Raw genomic sequence first — 15,437 nt, 5'->3', positions numbered from 1 at the left:
AGGAATGACGGGGCGGGGCGTGGAGCCGGCGCGCTCAGAGGCGATGTGCCTCGCGGACGCTCGTGACCCCACGGGTGTCGAAGAAGCGCTTCGCGATGCGAGCGAGGTGATCAGGGTCGTACTCCCGGTGGTTCTGCACCAGAATGACCAGATCGGCCGCCGCCGCCGCCCCCTCCAGATCGTCGGTGCGTTCCACCGGGACCCCGCCCACGTCCCACGTCGTCACGTGCGGGTCGTGATAGGCCACCGTCGCACCGAGCGAGGCCAGATGCCGGGCCAGCGGGGTGGCCGGCGACTCCCGCTGGTCGGCGATGTTCGCCTTGTAGGTGATGCCGAGCAGCAGCACTGTCGCCCCGCGGACGGCCTGGCCGTCGGCGTTGAGCAGATTCTGGGCACGCCGGGCGACGTACGCCGGCATGGTGGTGTTGATCTCCTGGGCCAGCTCGACGAAGCGGAACGGGTACCCCAGCTTGCTGCGGACGTTGTGCGAGAGGTAGTTCGGGTCGATCGGGATGCAGTGCCCGCCGACGCCGGGCCCGGGGTAGAACGCCTGGAAGCCGAACGGCTTCGTGGACGCCGCGTGGATCACGTCCCAGAGGTCGATGTCGAGCTCGTGGCAGAACCGCGCCATCTCGTTGACCAGCGCGATGTTGACGTGCCGGTACGTGTTCTCCAGCAGTTTCGCGGTCTCCGCCTCCCGGGTGGAGCGGGTCCGGACCACCGTCTCGACGAACCGGCCGTAGAACCGGGTGGCCACGTCGGTGCAGGCCGGGGTGTACCCGCCGACCACCTTCGGGGTGTTGTGCGCGCCGAACGTCTCGTTGCCCGGGTCGATCCGCTCGGGCGAGAACGCCAGGTGGAAGTCGATGCCCGCGGTCAGCCCGGAGAGCTGCTCCAGCCGCGGCCGAACCACCTCGTCGGTGGTGCCCGGGTAGGTGGTCGACTCCAGCACCACGAGCATGCCGGGACGCAGGTTGCGGCCGATCGCCGAGGTGGCGCGGACGACCGCGCGCAGGTCCGGCCCGTCGCCCTCGGAGAGCGGGGTGGGCACGCAGATCACTGCGGCGCGGGCCTGCGCGATCAGCGTCTCGTCGGCGGTCGGCAGGAACCCGCCGGCCACCATCTCCTTGACGTCCGCGTCGCTCAGGTCGTCCACGTGCGAGCGGCCGGCGGCGAGCGCGCCCACCACCTTCTCGTCCACGTCGAAGCCGAGCACCGACATGCCGGCCCGGATCGCCTGCTGCGCCAGCGGCAGACCGACGTACCCGAGTCCGAGGATGACGACGTCGTAGCTCACGGTGTCTCCTTCAAAAGGTCAAGCGACCGGCGGCAGCGCCACGTCGCTGGGTGGGAGAGGCTGGCGGGGCGCGGTGAGCATCCGGCCGGTGGCAGCCGTCTCCGTGCGTGGCCGGCGCAGCTCGAACGGCGAGGGGAAGGGCAGGTACGCCGGGAGGAACTCGGCGAGCAGCTCCTCCTGGTCGGCGACCGCGGCGCTGTGGATGTCCACGTCGTTGAGGCAGAACGCGTCGACGTTGCGGTTGCGCAGCAGGTGGGCCAGGCGCAGCGGGGTCTCCGGCCGGGCCAGGTCGGTGTAGAGGTAGCGGATCGTGCCCGACACCGCCCGCCCGGTCAGGTACGCGTAGTACTGCTGCAACGAGGAGAGCAGCGAGATGTCGTCGGGGTGCCGGAACTGGTGTTCCGCGGTGGCGGTGACCTGCTCGGTGAACCGCCTCTCGATCTCGGTGATCACACTGCGCCGGGACGGGTGCGGGGTGTGCATCATCTTGCGGGTCAGCACCCGGCCGAACGCCTGCTCGATGAGCCGCCGGTTGTTCTTGGCGGCCGAGTCGGCGGGCCGGTCGGCGGGGCTGTGCGGCGCGGCGTCGACCCGGGCCGTGGAGGGGAAGAACCTGGTCAGCCCGCCCGGGGTGAAGAACAGGTCGGGGGTGACCGGGCGGCCGAGGATCACGTCGTCGTTGAGGTACAGGAAGTGCTCGGCGAGCCCCGGGATCCGGTGCAGCCGGGATTCGATGGCCTGCGAGTTGAAGGTGGGCAGCCGGCCGGTGTCGCCGAAGATCTCCCGGTGGCTGACCACGGTGAGCCGGGGATGGTCGAGGTCCAGCCAGGCGGGCACCTGGTCGTCGGTGACCAGGAAGATCCGCCGCACCCAGGGGGCGAAGCTGTGCAGTGAGCGCAGCGAGTAGCGCAGCTCGTCGTGGCTGGCGTACCGGGACTCGTTGGCGGCCTGCCCGCTGATCTCGCCGACCCAGGCGTTCTCGGCCAGCGCCCGGGCCTTGCGCCGCTGCCACGCCGGGTCGGAGCCGTCGACCCAGGTGTAGACGACGTCGATCGGGAACTCGACGCGGTCCGGGTCCACCGCGGTGAAGATCTGCCGGGTGCGGTAGCGAGTCGTGTCGTCCGGGCTGCTGAACGAGCCGAAGACCGGTTCGGGCGCGGTCACGACCGGCTCGTCGGCCGGGATCGAGTCGGCGATCGGGTTGCGCCGCGGGCCGGTCAGGCGGCCGTCCTCCGCCCGCCAGAACTCCACCTCGCAGGCGTGCTGGCGGCCGAGCAGCCAGCTGCCGCCGGCGTCGGTGATCGGCCAGTACACGCTCAGGACGCGCGGCGTGCTCTTCTTCGCGCAGCCTGCGCTCTTCGAGGTGCCGGCGTTCTTGGAGGTGTGGGCGCTCTTCGACGTGCCGGCGCTCTTCGAGGTGCCGGCGCGGAGCTGACCGAAGTCGTCGGCGGCCAGTTCCCGGAGCAGTCGCACGACCAGGTCGCGGTCGGTCTCGCGGACAGCCACGGCGGTCCGGGCCGCGGCGCGGGCGGGCACCCGGAACCAGTCGACGCCGGCCAGGTCGAGCGCGCGGACCACCCGGTCCAGGTTCTGCCGGCGGGCCTCGACCGGCCCGGCGGCGGCGACGACGCGGGCGGTCACCAGGCCGTCGGCGGTGCGGACCCGCAGGCTCGGCGGGCCGGTCCGGCTCCTGCGCCGCACCGGTGCGAGAGGCATGACGGTACGGGTGACGCGCAGCCGCCGTTCCGGGGCGACCCGGGGCAGGACATGGGCCTCGACCGCCTCGAAGACCCGTCGCCGGACCGCCCAGGGGGCCAGCCGCAGGATCTGCCGCAGGGTCACGCCGTCGTCCTTTCGCCGCGGTTCCTCCGCCAGCCCTAACGTCACGGCCGAGACGGAAGTTGCGGTCTATATCAGGAGTTGCACCCTTTACCAGCGGTATACGCCCTTGGCGGCAGTGTTGTGCTTTTTTCCGGGACGGCCACCCCTAGGGGAACGCATCGGGGTCACGGCCGATGCGGCCCTTGCGCGGGACCGGCATGGTGGAGAGCGGGGACGACACGACGACAGCGGGAGGCCGCGATGGGCAAGGCAGTGGCATATCTGGTGGCACTTCTGGCCGGTGTGATCGCGGTGGGCTGGGTGGTCAGCTCCCTGCTCGGGCCGGTGCTCTTCTATCTGATCGTGGGCGCGCTCGCGGTGGCCGGCGGGCTGTACGTGTACGGCAAGGTGAAGCAGTCGATCGCCCCCGGGACGCGGACACAGCGGCGGATCGAGGCGGCGGCCAAGACGTACCGCATGCGGAACCGGTGAGCGGCGGGCGGTACGGCTAGGCTTGCGGGCAACGCCGACACATACACGCTAAGGATCAGCGCACCGTGTTTGACACCTTGAGTGACCGCCTGTCCGGGATCTTCACCAAGCTCCGCGGCAAGGGGCGGCTCACCGATGCCGACATCGACGCCACCGCGCGCGAGATCCGCCTCGCGCTGCTGGAGGCGGACGTCGCGCTGCCGGTGGTCAAGGCGTTCATCGCCAACCTCAAGGAGCGGGCGCGCGGCGCCGAGGTCTCCCAGGCGCTCAACCCCGCGCAGCAGATCATCAAGATCGTCCACGAAGAGCTGATCAACATCCTCGGCGGCGAGGGCCGGCGCCTCGTCTTCGCGAAGCAGCCGCCGACCGTCATCATGCTGGCCGGCCTCCAGGGCTCCGGCAAGACGACGCTGGCCGGCAAGCTCTCCCGCTGGCTCAAGGGCCAGGGCCACCAGCCGCTGCTGGTCGCCTGTGACCTCCAGCGGCCCAACGCGGTCAACCAGCTCCAGGTGCTGGCCGGGCGCGCCGGGGTGGACGTCTACGCCCCGCAGCCCGGCAACGGCGTCGGTGACCCGGTGCAGGTCGCCCGGGACTCCCTGGAGCACGCGCGGCGCACGGCGAAGGACATCGTCATCGTCGACACCGCCGGCCGCCTCGGCATCGACGCCGAGATGATGCAGCAGGCCGCCGACATCCGCACCGCGGTCCAGCCGGACGAGGTCATCTTCGTCATCGACGCGATGGTCGGCCAGGACGCCGTGCAGACCGCCGAGGCGTTCCGCGACGGCGTCGGCATCACCGGCGTGGTCCTCTCCAAGCTCGACGGCGACGCCCGCGGTGGCGCCGCGCTCTCCGTCCGGCACGTCACCGGCCAGCCGATCCTGTTCGCCTCCACCGGTGAGAAGCTCGAGGACTTCGACGTCTTCCACCCGGACCGGATGGCCAGCCGGATCCTCGGCATGGGCGACGTGCTGACCCTCATCGAGCAGGCCGAGCAGGCCTTCGACGAGGATCAGAAGGAGAAGATGACCAGCAAGCTGCTCGGTGGCGAGCAGTTCACGCTGGAGGACTTCCTGGACCAGCTGATCGCGGTCCGCCGGATGGGCCCGATCGCCAACATCCTCGGCATGATGCCCGGGATGAACCAGCTCAAGGGCCAGCTCGACGAGCTGGACGACAGCCACTTCGACCGGGTCACCGCGATCATCCGCTCGATGACCCCGCAGGAGCGCACCACCCCGAAAATCATCAACGCCTCCCGCCGGGTGCGCATCGCCAACGGTTCCGGCGTCACCGTGATGGACGTGAACCAGCTGCTCAACCGCTTCGCCGACGCGCAGAAGATGATGAAGCAGATGACCGGCATGATGGGCCTGCCGGGCAGCCGCCGCAGCGCCACCAAGAGCTCGAAGAACAAACGCAAGGGCAAGGGCGGCAACCGCCCCCGCGTCGGCGGCGCCCGCCCGCCGGCCGGCTTCCCGGGCGGGATGCCGCAGCTCCCGCCGGGCCTCGACCCGGGCGCCCTGGGCGGCGGGCAGGGCGTGCCACCCGGCTTCAAGCTGCCGAAGCTCGACTTCAACAAACTCAGCAAGCCCAAGGATGACCAGCGCTAAGTTGGCACAGAGCATCTGGACGGGTGCCTAGTATGGTCGAAGGCGAATCCGCTGAGGAGGAGCCGATGACCGCTGCGCCGCATCTGAACGAGTTGGACCTGATCGAGCACCTGCTGGGGCGAGACGACCTGACCATCGACGACATCGCGGACCTTCCCGAGGATCTCCGATACGAGTTGATCGACGGAAGGCTCGTCTTGTCCCCCCTCGCCCTGCCCATCCACCAGTTCATATCGTTGGAGGTCGCCTTCGCGGCCCGCACCCACTGCCCGGACCATATCTTGATCAATCCGGAGCAGGCGGTCCTGCTGGACCGGCGCAACGAGCTGCGCCCCGACGTGGTGCTCATCCACGAGGAGGGCGCGGGGAAGTCGCCGGTGCTGGCGGGCGATGTGCCGCTCGTGGTCGAGGTCGCCTCGGAGTCCACGAAGAAGTTCGACCGGACCGGCAAGTTGAAGAAATACGCCTACGTCGGCATCCGGAACTACTGGATCGTCGACCCGCTGGCCGAGCGCGTGACGCTCACCCAGTTCGTGCTGGGTTCCGGCGGTGACTATCAGCAGGTGCGGCACACCGGCGAACTGGTGACGGTCGACCAGCCGTGGGCGATGACGCTGGACCTGCCGGCCTGGACCCGGCGGCGGGACCGCATCCGGGCAGTGGCTCGCTAGGAACGCTCTTGATCCGGTAGGACTGTGCCATGGTGTTGCATGTGCGTGGGACGGTTCTGCCGGACGGTGAGGTTCGGGACCTGTGGCTGGTCGGCGACCGGGTCACCTTCGAGCCGGTGACGGGCGCCGAGACGGTCAGCGACGGCGGCTGGATCGTGCCAGGGCTGGTGGACGCCCACTGCCACCTGGGCATCGCGTACGGCGCCAAGCCGATCGAGAGCCTCGACCAGGCGCGTGAGCTCGCCGCCACGGACCGGGACGCGGGGGTTCTGGCGCTGCGGGACGCCGGCTCGCCGTACCCGTACCCCGAACTCGATGACGAACCGGGCGTGCCCCGCCTCGCGCGGGCCGGGCGGCACGTGGCCGCGCCGCGCCGATATCTGCGGGACATCGGCGTGGAGGTGGCCGCCGACGAGGTCGCCGCGGCGGTGACCGCGCAGGCGCGGGCCGGCACCGGCTGGGTGAAGCTGGTCGGCGACTGGATCGACCGGGAGGTGGGCGACCTGGCGCCGAGCTGGGACGCGGCGACCATGGCGGCGGCGGTGGCGGCCGCGCACGCGGCCGGGGCGCGCGCCGCGGTGCACACGTTCTCCGAGGAGGGCGTGGAGATCATGGTGCGGGCCGGGGTCGACTCGGTGGAGCACGGCACCGGCCTGTCCGAGGACCTGATCGACCTGATGGCGCGGCAGGGCACGGCGCTGGTTCCCACAATGATCAACATTCGGACGTTCGGCGGGATCGCCGACAAGGCGCGGGAGAAGTTCGCGGGGTACGCGGACCACATGATCGCGCTGCGGGACCGGTTCCCGTCCGTGGTGCTCGCCGCGCACGAGGCCGGCGTCCCGATCTACGTCGGCACCGACGCGGGCGGCGGCATCCGGCACGGCCTGGCCGCCGAAGAGATGCTCTACCTGCACGAGGCCGGCATCCCGGCGGCCGACGTGCTGGCCGCGGCGTCGTGGCGGGCGCGGGAGTGGCTGGGCTTCCCCGGCCTGGTCGAGGGCGGCCTGGCCGACCTGGTGGTCTACGACGTCGACCCGCGGGTGGACCTGCGGGTGGTGAGGGCGCCCCGCAGGATCGTCCTGCGGGGCGCCGTCATCAAATGATCACCGGGTGAAGCGCCAGATCTTCAACTCGACGTCGTCGCGGCAGGCGAGGATCTCGCTGCTCCACGAGCACCCGCCGGCCCACCGGGAGAGGGTGCCGAGGGTGGTGGCGCTGCCGTCCGCGGCCGAGACCGAGACGAGCGTGTGACCGCCGTCCGGGCCGGGGGTCAGCGACAGGACGTGGTCGTCGTCGATCCAGCCGGTGCGGCCGGGAATCCTGTCGGTCCGGGCCTGATGGAGCAGGGTGCCGTCGGTGTCGTAGATCGTCGACGTGCCGTCGAGGCCGGTGAGCAGGATCCGCCCGCCGCGCACCGAGGTGGAGACCATGGCCGGGGCCGCGGCCGACCAGCTGACCTTGCGGGTCGTCAGGTCGTACGCGGTCAGCGTCCCCGCTGCCGAATCGCCGTCCTCGGAGACGACACACAGCTGTCGCGGCCCGCACCGGAAGGAGGACCGGAGAGATCCGCTCCGGATGGAATGCAGGACGCCGGCCTTCCCGGTCTCCGCGTCCACGGTGACGAGCCGGGACGGTTTGTCGGTGTAGCCGCTCCTGTCGCCGATGACGGCCATGTTGTCGAAGGCCGAGAACGACGTCAGCGACCTGGGCCGCACCGGGGTCGCCACCGACTTCAGGACGTCGCCGGTGCGCATGTCGCGGAACAGCACCCGGCCACCCAGGGTGATCTGCGCGAACCGGCCGTCGCTGCGATGGATCGGGCGGCCCGCCGTTTCCATCGAGGTTGAACCGGAGACCACTCCGGTGGTGAGCCGCGGCCGGTCCGCGCCGGCCGGGGTGGACCAGAGCCTCGCGCCGGTCGCCAGCGCGAAACCCTCGGTCACGCCGCCCTCGTTCACCCGGACCAGCACCTCGCCGTCGACCACGATGTCGCCGTTGCGCGGGCTCACGACCTCCCAGAGTTTCCTTCCGGTCCGCGGGTCGTGGACATGCAGAGCCGATCCCTCGGCGATCAGCACGGCGCCGGGAACCGCGACCGGCCCGTTCGTCTCGAACGCCTCGATCGTGCCGGCATTCCAGACCTCGGCGCCGGTGCGCGTGTCCACCCCGATCACCTCCAGGCTGTTGTCGATGTTCCCGGAGGCGACGATCACGCGGTCACCGATGACGACGCTGCTGCTGAACATGCTTTTGCTCGCCGGGCCGTGGATGTGCAGGGGCGGGCCGACCGGGGCGATCCCACGGATCTTCGTGGCCGGCAGGATCGGCTCGGGGGCGTGGTCCCTGCGCAGCGCCGCGATGCCCAGCCCGGCCGCGACCAGCAGCAGCGCGGCGGCCACGGCGACCATCCGCTGGGTCCGGGTGCGCTGGTCACCGGCCCGGCGGGCGCTTTCCGCCGGGCCCAGCGGGAGCGCGTCGGCCTGGCGGCCCAGCGCCGTGAACAGTTCGTCGATGTCAACCGGCACGGCGAGCTCCTTCCTGGAGGTCGTCACGGGTGGGTGCGAGGGCGGCGGCAAGGGCGGTCCGGCCCCGGGAGAGCCAGGATTTGACGGTGCCGGCGGACACGCCGGTCTCCGCGGCGATCTCGGCGACCGAGCGGTCCAGCAGGTAGTGCAGGGCCAGCGCGCGCCGATGCGCCACCGGCAGGGCGCGCATGGCCTTCACCAGGAGCACGGTGTCTTCGGAGGGTGGCGGAACGGGCCGGTCGGGGCGCTGTCGGGCGGCGTGGTCCCGGCGGACGAACAGGCGCCGCCACCGGTCGGTGGAGAGCCGGTTGACCACCAGACGCAGCCACGCCTCGGGGTCCTCGTAACCGGCGACCCGGCGCCAGCGTTGCCAGGCCCGGGCGTACGCCTCCTGGACCAGGTCCTGCGCCTCGGCCGGGTCGCCGGTCAGGCCGTACGCGTAGCGCAGCAGCCGCCGGGAGGTGTCCCGGTAGAAGGAGTCGAAGTCAGCGGATCCGGTCATCTCGTGAAACGCCAGATCCGCAATTCGTTCGCGTAGTGATTGCCGGAGCCGACGCCGCACGCCAGGAACCCGGATTCCAGGGCGCAGTACATGATCTGGGAGCCGGGCAACTTGACGAGCTCGGTCGTACGCCCGGTGGCGGCATTGACGGCGAAGAGCGTGTCCCGCGCCTGCTTCCACAGGGCGTCCACGTCGTCGATCCAGCGGCCCTCGCCCAGCGGCGTGGTCACCATCCGGCCGTCGCGGTCGAAGAGCGCGCTGACGCCGATGTCGTGGACAAGCACACCCCCGGGACGCCCGTCGAGACCCATGCCGCCGTGCAGCTCGGCCAGGGGAGTGGTCACGGCCGCGCCCGAGACGACGTCGATCATCAGGCCGCCGCTCCGGTTCTTCTCCCGGTCCAGCACGCCGAGACAGATCCGGTTGTCGCCGCACGGGGCGAAGCTGAGCGCTTCCAGCTCTCTCGGCATGGTGTGCAGGTCACGGGTCGCGCCGGCATCGGTCAGGTCGGTCACCCGGAGCTGCCACGGCCCGCCGTCGTCGTCCTGATGACCGGTGAAGAGCCGGTCCCGGTAAGCGATCAGGGCGTCCGCGCCGGGAAGATTGGCCTGGACGGTCCGCCGCACCTTTCCGGTACGCATGTCGCGCACCTCGGCCCCGCCGTCGCGGGTGATCAGCACCAGCCCGTCGTCGGCGAAGGTCATCGTGGGGCCGTAGTTGGTGGTCACCTCGTAGTAGTCGCCGCTCTGCAGGCCGGCCACGTTCCGGGCGCCCGCCGGCGTGGACCACCGCTTCCGGCCGGTGGCCAGGTCGTACGCCTCGGTGGCGCCCTGCGCGCTGAACCGCGCCAGGATCTTCCCGTCCACCACGAACTTGTCGTGGCCCTGCATCCGGAGCTTCCAGCGTTCCGCGCCGGTCGCCGGGTCGACGACGTGCAGCACGCCGTTCACGCTCAGCAGCAGGCCGCCGGGGAACGCGATCGGGCCGCCGTAGTCCTGCATCAGCCCGTACCGCTTCGAGGTCCACAGCTGTTTCCCGGTCCTCGCGTCGAACGCGAGGACCCGGGTGGGGTCCGCGGCAGTGGAACCCTGATCCTCCACCGCGGCATAGATCCGGCCGTCCGCGGAGACCACCTGCGTCCAGTCACCCTTGCCGGGCACCGGGATCGGGCCGCCCACCGGTCGCATCCCGGACACCGCGGGCTTCTCCTGGCCCGCGAGCTTCGTCCCGGTCGCCGGCTCGTCGCGCTGCCACACGGCCACCCCCGCGCCGGCCGTGAGCGCCAGCACCGCGACCGCCGCCGCCAGAACCGTTCCATGGCTCTTCGTCATCACACCGTCCTTTCCACCGAGGGACACGGCCCGCCCACCCCGTGGGTTGCGCACAGCGCGGGACTAGGATGCGTGCTCATGGCTCGCGTGCTCACTCCCCGTGCGGAGGACTTCCCCCGCTGGTACCAGGACCTCATCGCCAAGGCGCAGCTCGCCGACAACGGCCCGGTGCGCGGGACGATGGTGATCCGGCCGGTCGGCTACGCGATCTGGGAGCGCATGCAGGCCGACATGGACGCCCGGATCAAGGAAGCGGGCGTCCAGAACGCGTACTTCCCGCTGTTCATCCCGGAGAACTATCTGCGCCGCGAGGCGGACCACGTGGAGGGCTTCTCGCCGGAGCTGGCCGTGGTCACCCACGCCGGTGGCAAGGAGCTCGCCGAGCCGCTCGTGGTGCGGCCCACCAGCGAGACCGTGATCGGCGAGTTCATGGCCAAGTGGGTCGACTCCTACCGGGACCTGCCGCTGCTGCTGAACCAGTGGGCCAACGTGGTGCGGTGGGAGCTGCGCCCGCGGACCTTCCTGCGGACCACCGAGTTCCTCTGGCAGGAGGGGCACACCGCGCACGCCACCGAGCAGGACGCCCGCGAGCATGCCCGCGACATCCACAAGAACGTCTATCAGGCGTTCATGGAGGAGATCCTGGCCGTGCCGGTGGTGCCGGGCCGCAAGACCCGGGGTGAGCGGTTCGCCGGCGCCACCAACACGATGACCGTCGAGGCCATGATGGGTGACGGCAAGGCGCTGCAGATGGGCACCTCGCACGAGCTGGGCCAGAACTTCGCCAAGGCCTTCGACATCACGTACTCCTCGGCGGACCGCACGGTCGAGCACGCCTGGACCACGTCGTGGGGCACCTCGACCCGGATGCTCGGCGGTCTGATCATGGTGCACGGCGACGACAACGGCCTGCGGCTTCCGCCGCGCCTCGCGCCGGTCCAGGTCCAGATCATGGTGGTCAAGGCGGGCGAGGGCGTCGCCGAGGCGGCGGGCAAGCTGCGCGACGAGCTCAAGACCGCTGGGGTACGGGTGAAGCTCGACGACCGTGCCGATGTGCCGTTCGGGCGTCGCGCGGTCGACGCCGAGCTGCAGGGCATCCCGATCCGCGTCGAGGTCGGCCCGCGTGACCTGGCGACCGGCAACGTGGTGGTGGCCCGCCGGGTCGACGGCAGCAAGACCCCGATCGCGCTGGCCGAGGTGGTCGCCATGGTCCAGGCCTCGCTGAAGGCCGACCAGCAGCGTCTCTACGACGACGCCCTGGCGTTCCGCACGGAGCGCACGGTCGACGTGAAGACCCTCGGCGAGGCGATCGAGGCGTCGCAGACCGGGTGGGCCCGGGTGCCGTGGTCCGCGGTCGGCGAGGCGGGCGAGAAGGAGGCCAACGGCAAGGCCGTCACCGTCCGGTGCCTGACCCGCGAGGACGGGTCGATGCCGGAGTCGGACGAGGAGCCGGGCCTGATCGCCTACCTGGGCCGGTCCTACTGAGCCGTCCGGCGGTGGACTTTCCCGCGATGAGTGACTTCTTCGAGCCCGGCCGGGCGGTTCTCTACCGGAACTTCTCGGCCGGCCGTCTCGTCAACGTCCGGCCGTGCCGGGTGGTCTCGGACGACGAACGTGGCCTGCTGCTCTGGCTGGCCCGGGACACGCCGGTGGTCGTCGAGGTGGCCACCGACGGCCGGGGTGTGCGCGACATGCCCTTCACCGAGTGGGTGACGCTGGACTACCGGCTCACGCGGCGGACCTGGAACGGTCCCGGGATCCTGAAGTTCATCCCGCCGTCGGGCGAGCACTCGGTCTGGTTCTTCCGCACCGGTGACGGCGCGTTCAAGAACTGGTACGTGAACCTCGAGGAACACGCCGTCCGCTGGGACGACGGCCCGATCGCCGGGGTCGACGTGGTCGACCAGGACCTCGACATCGAGGTGCTGCCCGACCGCACCTGGCACTGGAAGGACGAGGACGAGTTCGCCGAGCGCCTCGCCCTCCCGGAGCACTACTGGGTGCCCGACGAGGCGGCGGTCCGGGCCGAGGGCCGTCGCGTCGTCAAGATGATCGAGGCGGGCGACTTCCCGTTCGACGGCACCTGGACCGACTTCCGGCCCGACCCGTCCTGGCCGGTGCCCACCGAGGTTCCGCAGGGCTGGGACAGGCCCGGCGCCCGCGAGTTTTGATCTTCACCACGCACGCAGCATGAAGGGCCAGGGCCACCGCAGGTGGGCCCCGGCCCGGCCTCGGCGGGAGCGACGGTCAGCACCACGCACCCAGGTGCGACCCAAAGCTCTTGATCCTGATTCGCCAAAAGACCGGCCCGATTGGGATCGCCCTCTCCCGTCTGGCAGAATGGCTAGCTGGTATCCGGCTTGCGCGAGGCGCCCTCTAACCCCTCGTCGCACAGCCAGTCCACGAGACACACCGGTCCCGCAACCCCACGCGTGGCCCGGTCGACTCACCCACGCTGTCACCAGGAGCTTATTACCGTGGCCGTAAAGATCCGGCTTCTGCGGATGGGCAAGATCCGCAACCCGCAGTACCGCATCGTCGTCGCCGACTCGCGCACCAAGCGCGATGGCCGCGCCATCGAGTACATCGGCATCTACCAGCCGAAGGAACACCCCTCGCTCATCGAGGTGAAGTCCGACCGCGTGCAGTACTGGCTCGGCGTCGGCGCCCAGCCGAGCGAGCCGGTGCAGCGGATCCTCGAGAAGACCGGCGACTGGCAGAAGTTCAAGGGCCTGCCGGCCCCGCCGCCGCTGCTGGTCGCGCCGAGCAAGCAGAACAAGACCGAGGTGTACGAGGCCGAGGCCAAGGCCGCCGCGGGTCTCGCCGACACCAAGCCGGCCACCACCGCGAAGTCGGGCAAGAAGGCCGCCGCCACCGCGGAGACCGCCGAGTCGGGCAAGAAGCCGGCTGCTCCGGAGGTCGCCGAGGCCCGCCCGGCGCAGACCAAGGCTGTCGACCCGGCCGAGCCGAACCGCGAGGCTGTCGCCGAGACCGCTGAGGACCCGGCCGGTGCCGGCGCCGACGCGAGCTGACGGGGCGCTCCGGCCCGCGCTGGAGCACCTCGTCAAGGGCATCGTCGACAACCCGGACGACGTCCGGGTGCGGCTGGTCGACTCGCGCCGCGGCAAGCGGCTCGAGGTCCGCGTGCACCCGGAGGACCTGGGAACGGTCATCGGGCGCGGCGGCCGGACGGCCAAGGCCCTGCGTCAGGTGATCGGTTCGATCGGCGGGCGCGGCATTCGCGTCGACATCGTCGACGCGTACTGATCGAGCTTCCTAAACGGCTTCGCCGTACTGCAAGGGAGTTTGAGTGCTGCTCGTCGTCGGCCAGATAGGTAAGCCGCACGGGATCCGGGGCGAGGTCTCGGTGACCGTGCGGACCGACGAACCCGAGGAACGCTTCACGCCCGGGTCGGTGTTCATCACGGAGGTCCCGCGGGACCGCCGGGTGAGCGTCGGCCCGCCGGCTGCCGACCCCGGTGTTCCTTACGAGGTTCCGAAACAGCTCGTGCTGGAGTCGATCCGCTGGCATCAGGGTCGCGGCATCGCGGTGTTCTCCGGTGTCCTCGACCGCAACGTCGCCGAGGCGCTGCGCGGTGTCTACCTGCAGGTGGACAGCGACGACCTGACGCCGCCGTCGGATCCGGACGAGTTCCACGACCACCAGCTGGTCGGCCTGCGGGTCGTCGCGGCCGACGGTGCCGAGCTCGGCACCGTGCAGCGCATCGACCACGCGCCCGCCTCCGACCTCATCGTGCTCGCCAAGGCGGGCGGTGGGACGGCTCTCATCCCGTTCGTCAGCGCGATCGTCCCCACCGTGGATCTCGCCGGTGGGCGGATCGTGGTCGACCTGCCCGAAGGTCTGCTGGACCTGTAGTGCGCGTCGACGTCGTCACCATCTTCCCGGACTATTTCGGGCCGCTGGATCTCTCGTTGATCGGCAAGGCCCGGGGTGCCGGCGTGCTGCAGCTCCAGGTGCACGATCTGCGCACCTGGACGTCCGACGTGCACCGCACCGTCGACGACACGCCCTACGGTGGTGGTCCCGGCATGGTGATGCGCCCGGAGCCGTGGGGGCAGGCGCTGGACGCGGTGGCGACCCCGTCGTCGACGCTGGTGGTGCCGTCCCCGGTGGGCAAGCCGTTCACCCAGGCCGACGCGCACGAGCTGGCGGCGCTGGACCACCTGGTCTTCGCCTGCGGCCGGTACGAGGGCATCGACCAGCGGGTGATCGACGACGCCGCGGCCCGGATGCCGGTGCGCGAGGTCTCACTCGGCGACTACGTGCTGTTCGGCGGCGAGGTCGCGGTCATCGTGATCATGGAAGCGATCACCCGGCTGCTGCCCGGGGTGCTGGGCAACGCCGACTCGCTGACCGAGGAGTCGCACGCCGCCGGCCTGCTGGAGGCCCCCGTCTACACGAAGCCGGCGACCTGGCGCGAACGCGAGGTGCCCGAGGTGCTGCGCTCCGGCGACCACGGCCGGATCGCCCGCTGGCGGCGTGAGCAGAGCATGTTCCGGACCGCCTCCCGCCGGCCCGACATGTGGGCCGCCTATCCGCCGGAAAATCTGGACAAGAAGGACCGGAAGGCGCTGGCCGAGGCCGGATTTCAGATCCCGGCTCCGGGTGTGGCAGAGTAGGGAGGTTGCCGTCTCCGTCCCGCGCCGCGGGGTGGGACGAGGACTCCCTGGTCGATCTTCTCGAAGAACGGTTCCCGCGCGGGAGCCGCTCCGCGTCGAGGCCGGCGGGGGGAGTCAGAATCACCCACTCGCGCACCGAACTCCCGGTGCGCTCTAGTACGACGAGGATGCAGCGATGAACACGCTGGACGCTCTCGACGCCCAGTCGCAGCGCACCGACCTTCCGAGCTTCCGCGCCGGTGACACGGTCAAGGTGCACGCCCGGGTCGTCGAAGGTAACCGCTCCCGTGTCCAGGTCTTCCAGGGCGTCGTCATCGGTCGCCAGGGTGCCGGTCTGCGCGAGACCTTCAAGGTTCGCAAGATCAGCTTCGGCGTCGGTGTCGAGCGGACGTACCCGCTCAACAGCCCGTCGATCGACCGGATCGAGGTCGTCACCCGTGGTGACGTCCGTCGCGCCAAGCTCTACTACCTGCGTGAGCTCCGTGGCAAGAAGGCCAAGATCAAGGAGCTGCGGGAGAAGCAGACCGTCTGAGCCGAGAAC

The 15,437-nt window shown here is 70.8% G+C and carries 16 protein-coding genes; 11 read left to right on the top strand and 5 right to left on the bottom strand.

The genetic code is table 11. The features are described from left to right. Nucleotides 1-34: 34 nt before the first annotated feature. The gene (locus AC0NH5_RS02320) at nt 35-1,297 is read right to left on the bottom strand and encodes a nucleotide sugar dehydrogenase (RefSeq protein ID WP_474399294.1); all 1,263 of its coding nucleotides are present in this window, start codon (nt 1,295-1,297) and stop codon (nt 35-37) included. A gap of 18 nt (nt 1,298-1,315) precedes the next feature. Further along, nucleotides 1,316-3,013, bottom strand: a complete 1,698-nt coding sequence (locus AC0NH5_RS02315; protein WP_474400328.1) for a stealth family protein — start codon at nt 3,011-3,013, stop codon at nt 1,316-1,318. Between the two features lie 366 nt (nt 3,014-3,379). On the opposite strand from AC0NH5_RS02315, the gene AC0NH5_RS02310 reads away from it, so the two are divergent. The 4 genes from AC0NH5_RS02310 to AC0NH5_RS02295 all read left to right on the top strand — a co-directional run bounded on the left by AC0NH5_RS02310 (nt 3,380) and on the right by AC0NH5_RS02295 (nt 7,000). After that, nucleotides 3,380-3,610 (top strand): hypothetical protein, encoded by a 231-nt coding sequence (locus tag AC0NH5_RS02310; protein WP_474399292.1) that lies wholly within the window; start codon nt 3,380-3,382, stop codon nt 3,608-3,610. A gap of 65 nt (nt 3,611-3,675) precedes the next feature. Next, nucleotides 3,676-5,223 (top strand): signal recognition particle protein, encoded by a 1,548-nt coding sequence (gene ffh / locus AC0NH5_RS02305; protein ID WP_474399290.1) that lies wholly within the window; start codon nt 3,676-3,678, stop codon nt 5,221-5,223. Nucleotides 5,224-5,288: 65 nt separating this feature from the next. Then, nucleotides 5,289-5,894: a Uma2 family endonuclease gene (locus AC0NH5_RS02300; protein WP_474399288.1), complete on the top strand. Its 606-nt coding sequence runs from the start codon at nt 5,289-5,291 to the stop codon at nt 5,892-5,894. A gap of 29 nt (nt 5,895-5,923) precedes the next feature. After that, on the top strand, nt 5,924-7,000 hold the full coding sequence (locus AC0NH5_RS02295; RefSeq protein ID WP_474399285.1) for an amidohydrolase family protein: 1,077 nt from the start codon (nt 5,924-5,926) through the stop codon (nt 6,998-7,000). Here the strand turns inward: AC0NH5_RS02295 and AC0NH5_RS02290 are convergent, their stop codons facing one another. From AC0NH5_RS02290 to AC0NH5_RS02280, 3 genes are read right to left on the bottom strand one after another with little or no spacing between them, the layout of a single operon-like run. Beyond that, on the bottom strand, nt 7,001-8,422 hold the full coding sequence (locus AC0NH5_RS02290; protein WP_474399283.1) for an outer membrane protein assembly factor BamB family protein: 1,422 nt from the start codon (nt 8,420-8,422) through the stop codon (nt 7,001-7,003). Next, nucleotides 8,412-8,924, bottom strand: a complete 513-nt coding sequence (locus AC0NH5_RS02285; protein WP_474399281.1) for a SigE family RNA polymerase sigma factor — start codon at nt 8,922-8,924, stop codon at nt 8,412-8,414. The genes AC0NH5_RS02290 and AC0NH5_RS02285 overlap by 11 nt, the downstream gene beginning before the upstream one ends. Then, nucleotides 8,921-10,255: an outer membrane protein assembly factor BamB family protein gene (locus AC0NH5_RS02280; protein ID WP_474399279.1), complete on the bottom strand. Its 1,335-nt coding sequence runs from the start codon at nt 10,253-10,255 to the stop codon at nt 8,921-8,923. Before AC0NH5_RS02280 ends, AC0NH5_RS02285 begins: the two co-directional genes overlap by 4 nt. Before the next feature lie 78 nt (nt 10,256-10,333). Here AC0NH5_RS02280 and proS point away from each other — a divergent pair, with 78 nt between their 5' ends. From proS to rplS, 7 genes are all read left to right on the top strand, one after another. Then, the gene (gene proS / locus AC0NH5_RS02275) at nt 10,334-11,740 is read left to right on the top strand and encodes a proline--tRNA ligase (protein ID WP_474399277.1); all 1,407 of its coding nucleotides are present in this window, start codon (nt 10,334-10,336) and stop codon (nt 11,738-11,740) included. Between the two features lie 26 nt (nt 11,741-11,766). Further along, complete coding sequence (locus AC0NH5_RS02270) at nt 11,767-12,426, top strand: ribonuclease FAU-1 family protein (protein ID WP_474399275.1); 660 nt, start codon at nt 11,767-11,769, stop codon at nt 12,424-12,426. Between the two features lie 306 nt (nt 12,427-12,732). Then, on the top strand, nt 12,733-13,287 hold the full coding sequence (rpsP, locus tag AC0NH5_RS02265; protein ID WP_474399273.1) for a 30S ribosomal protein S16: 555 nt from the start codon (nt 12,733-12,735) through the stop codon (nt 13,285-13,287). Further along, on the top strand, nt 13,265-13,522 hold the full coding sequence (locus AC0NH5_RS02260) for an RNA-binding protein (protein ID WP_014447131.1): 258 nt from the start codon (nt 13,265-13,267) through the stop codon (nt 13,520-13,522). The genes rpsP and AC0NH5_RS02260 overlap by 23 nt, the downstream gene beginning before the upstream one ends. Before the next feature lie 46 nt (nt 13,523-13,568). Further along, nucleotides 13,569-14,132: a ribosome maturation factor RimM gene (gene rimM / locus AC0NH5_RS02255; RefSeq protein ID WP_474400327.1), complete on the top strand. Its 564-nt coding sequence runs from the start codon at nt 13,569-13,571 to the stop codon at nt 14,130-14,132. Further along, nucleotides 14,132-14,896, top strand: a complete 765-nt coding sequence (gene trmD, locus AC0NH5_RS02250; protein WP_474399270.1) for a tRNA (guanosine(37)-N1)-methyltransferase TrmD — start codon at nt 14,132-14,134, stop codon at nt 14,894-14,896. Before rimM ends, trmD begins: the two co-directional genes overlap by 1 nt. Nucleotides 14,897-15,071: 175 nt before the next feature. After that, the gene (gene rplS / locus AC0NH5_RS02245; RefSeq protein ID WP_474399267.1) at nt 15,072-15,428 is read left to right on the top strand and encodes a 50S ribosomal protein L19; all 357 of its coding nucleotides are present in this window, start codon (nt 15,072-15,074) and stop codon (nt 15,426-15,428) included. Nucleotides 15,429-15,437 lie beyond the last annotated feature (9 nt).

It is taken from the genome of Actinoplanes sp. 13, from assembly GCF_056134165.1.
The sequence above is the reverse complement of the archived record's forward strand: the minus strand, read 5'-3'. Positions and strand labels throughout refer to the sequence as shown.

What these genes read in the sequence shown, in the direction of transcription:
- AC0NH5_RS02285 (WP_474399281.1), bottom strand. Translation starts at nt 8,924, where the DNA reads ATGACCGGATCCGCTGACTTCGACTCCTTCTACCGGGACACCTCCCGG.
- proS (WP_474399277.1), top strand. Translation starts at nt 10,334, where the DNA reads ATGGCTCGCGTGCTCACTCCCCGTGCGGAGGACTTCCCCCGCTGGTAC.
- AC0NH5_RS02280 (WP_474399279.1), bottom strand. Translation starts at nt 10,255, where the DNA reads ATGACGAAGAGCCATGGAACGGTTCTGGCGGCGGCGGTCGCGGTGCTG.
- AC0NH5_RS02315 (WP_474400328.1), bottom strand. Translation starts at nt 3,013, where the DNA reads ATGCCTCTCGCACCGGTGCGGCGCAGGAGCCGGACCGGCCCGCCGAGC.
- AC0NH5_RS02310 (WP_474399292.1), top strand. Translation starts at nt 3,380, where the DNA reads ATGGGCAAGGCAGTGGCATATCTGGTGGCACTTCTGGCCGGTGTGATC.
- rplS (WP_474399267.1), top strand. Translation starts at nt 15,072, where the DNA reads ATGAACACGCTGGACGCTCTCGACGCCCAGTCGCAGCGCACCGACCTT.
- AC0NH5_RS02300 (WP_474399288.1), top strand. Translation starts at nt 5,289, where the DNA reads ATGACCGCTGCGCCGCATCTGAACGAGTTGGACCTGATCGAGCACCTG.
- AC0NH5_RS02295 (WP_474399285.1), top strand. Translation starts at nt 5,924, where the DNA reads ATGGTGTTGCATGTGCGTGGGACGGTTCTGCCGGACGGTGAGGTTCGG.
- AC0NH5_RS02270 (WP_474399275.1), top strand. Translation starts at nt 11,767, where the DNA reads ATGAGTGACTTCTTCGAGCCCGGCCGGGCGGTTCTCTACCGGAACTTC.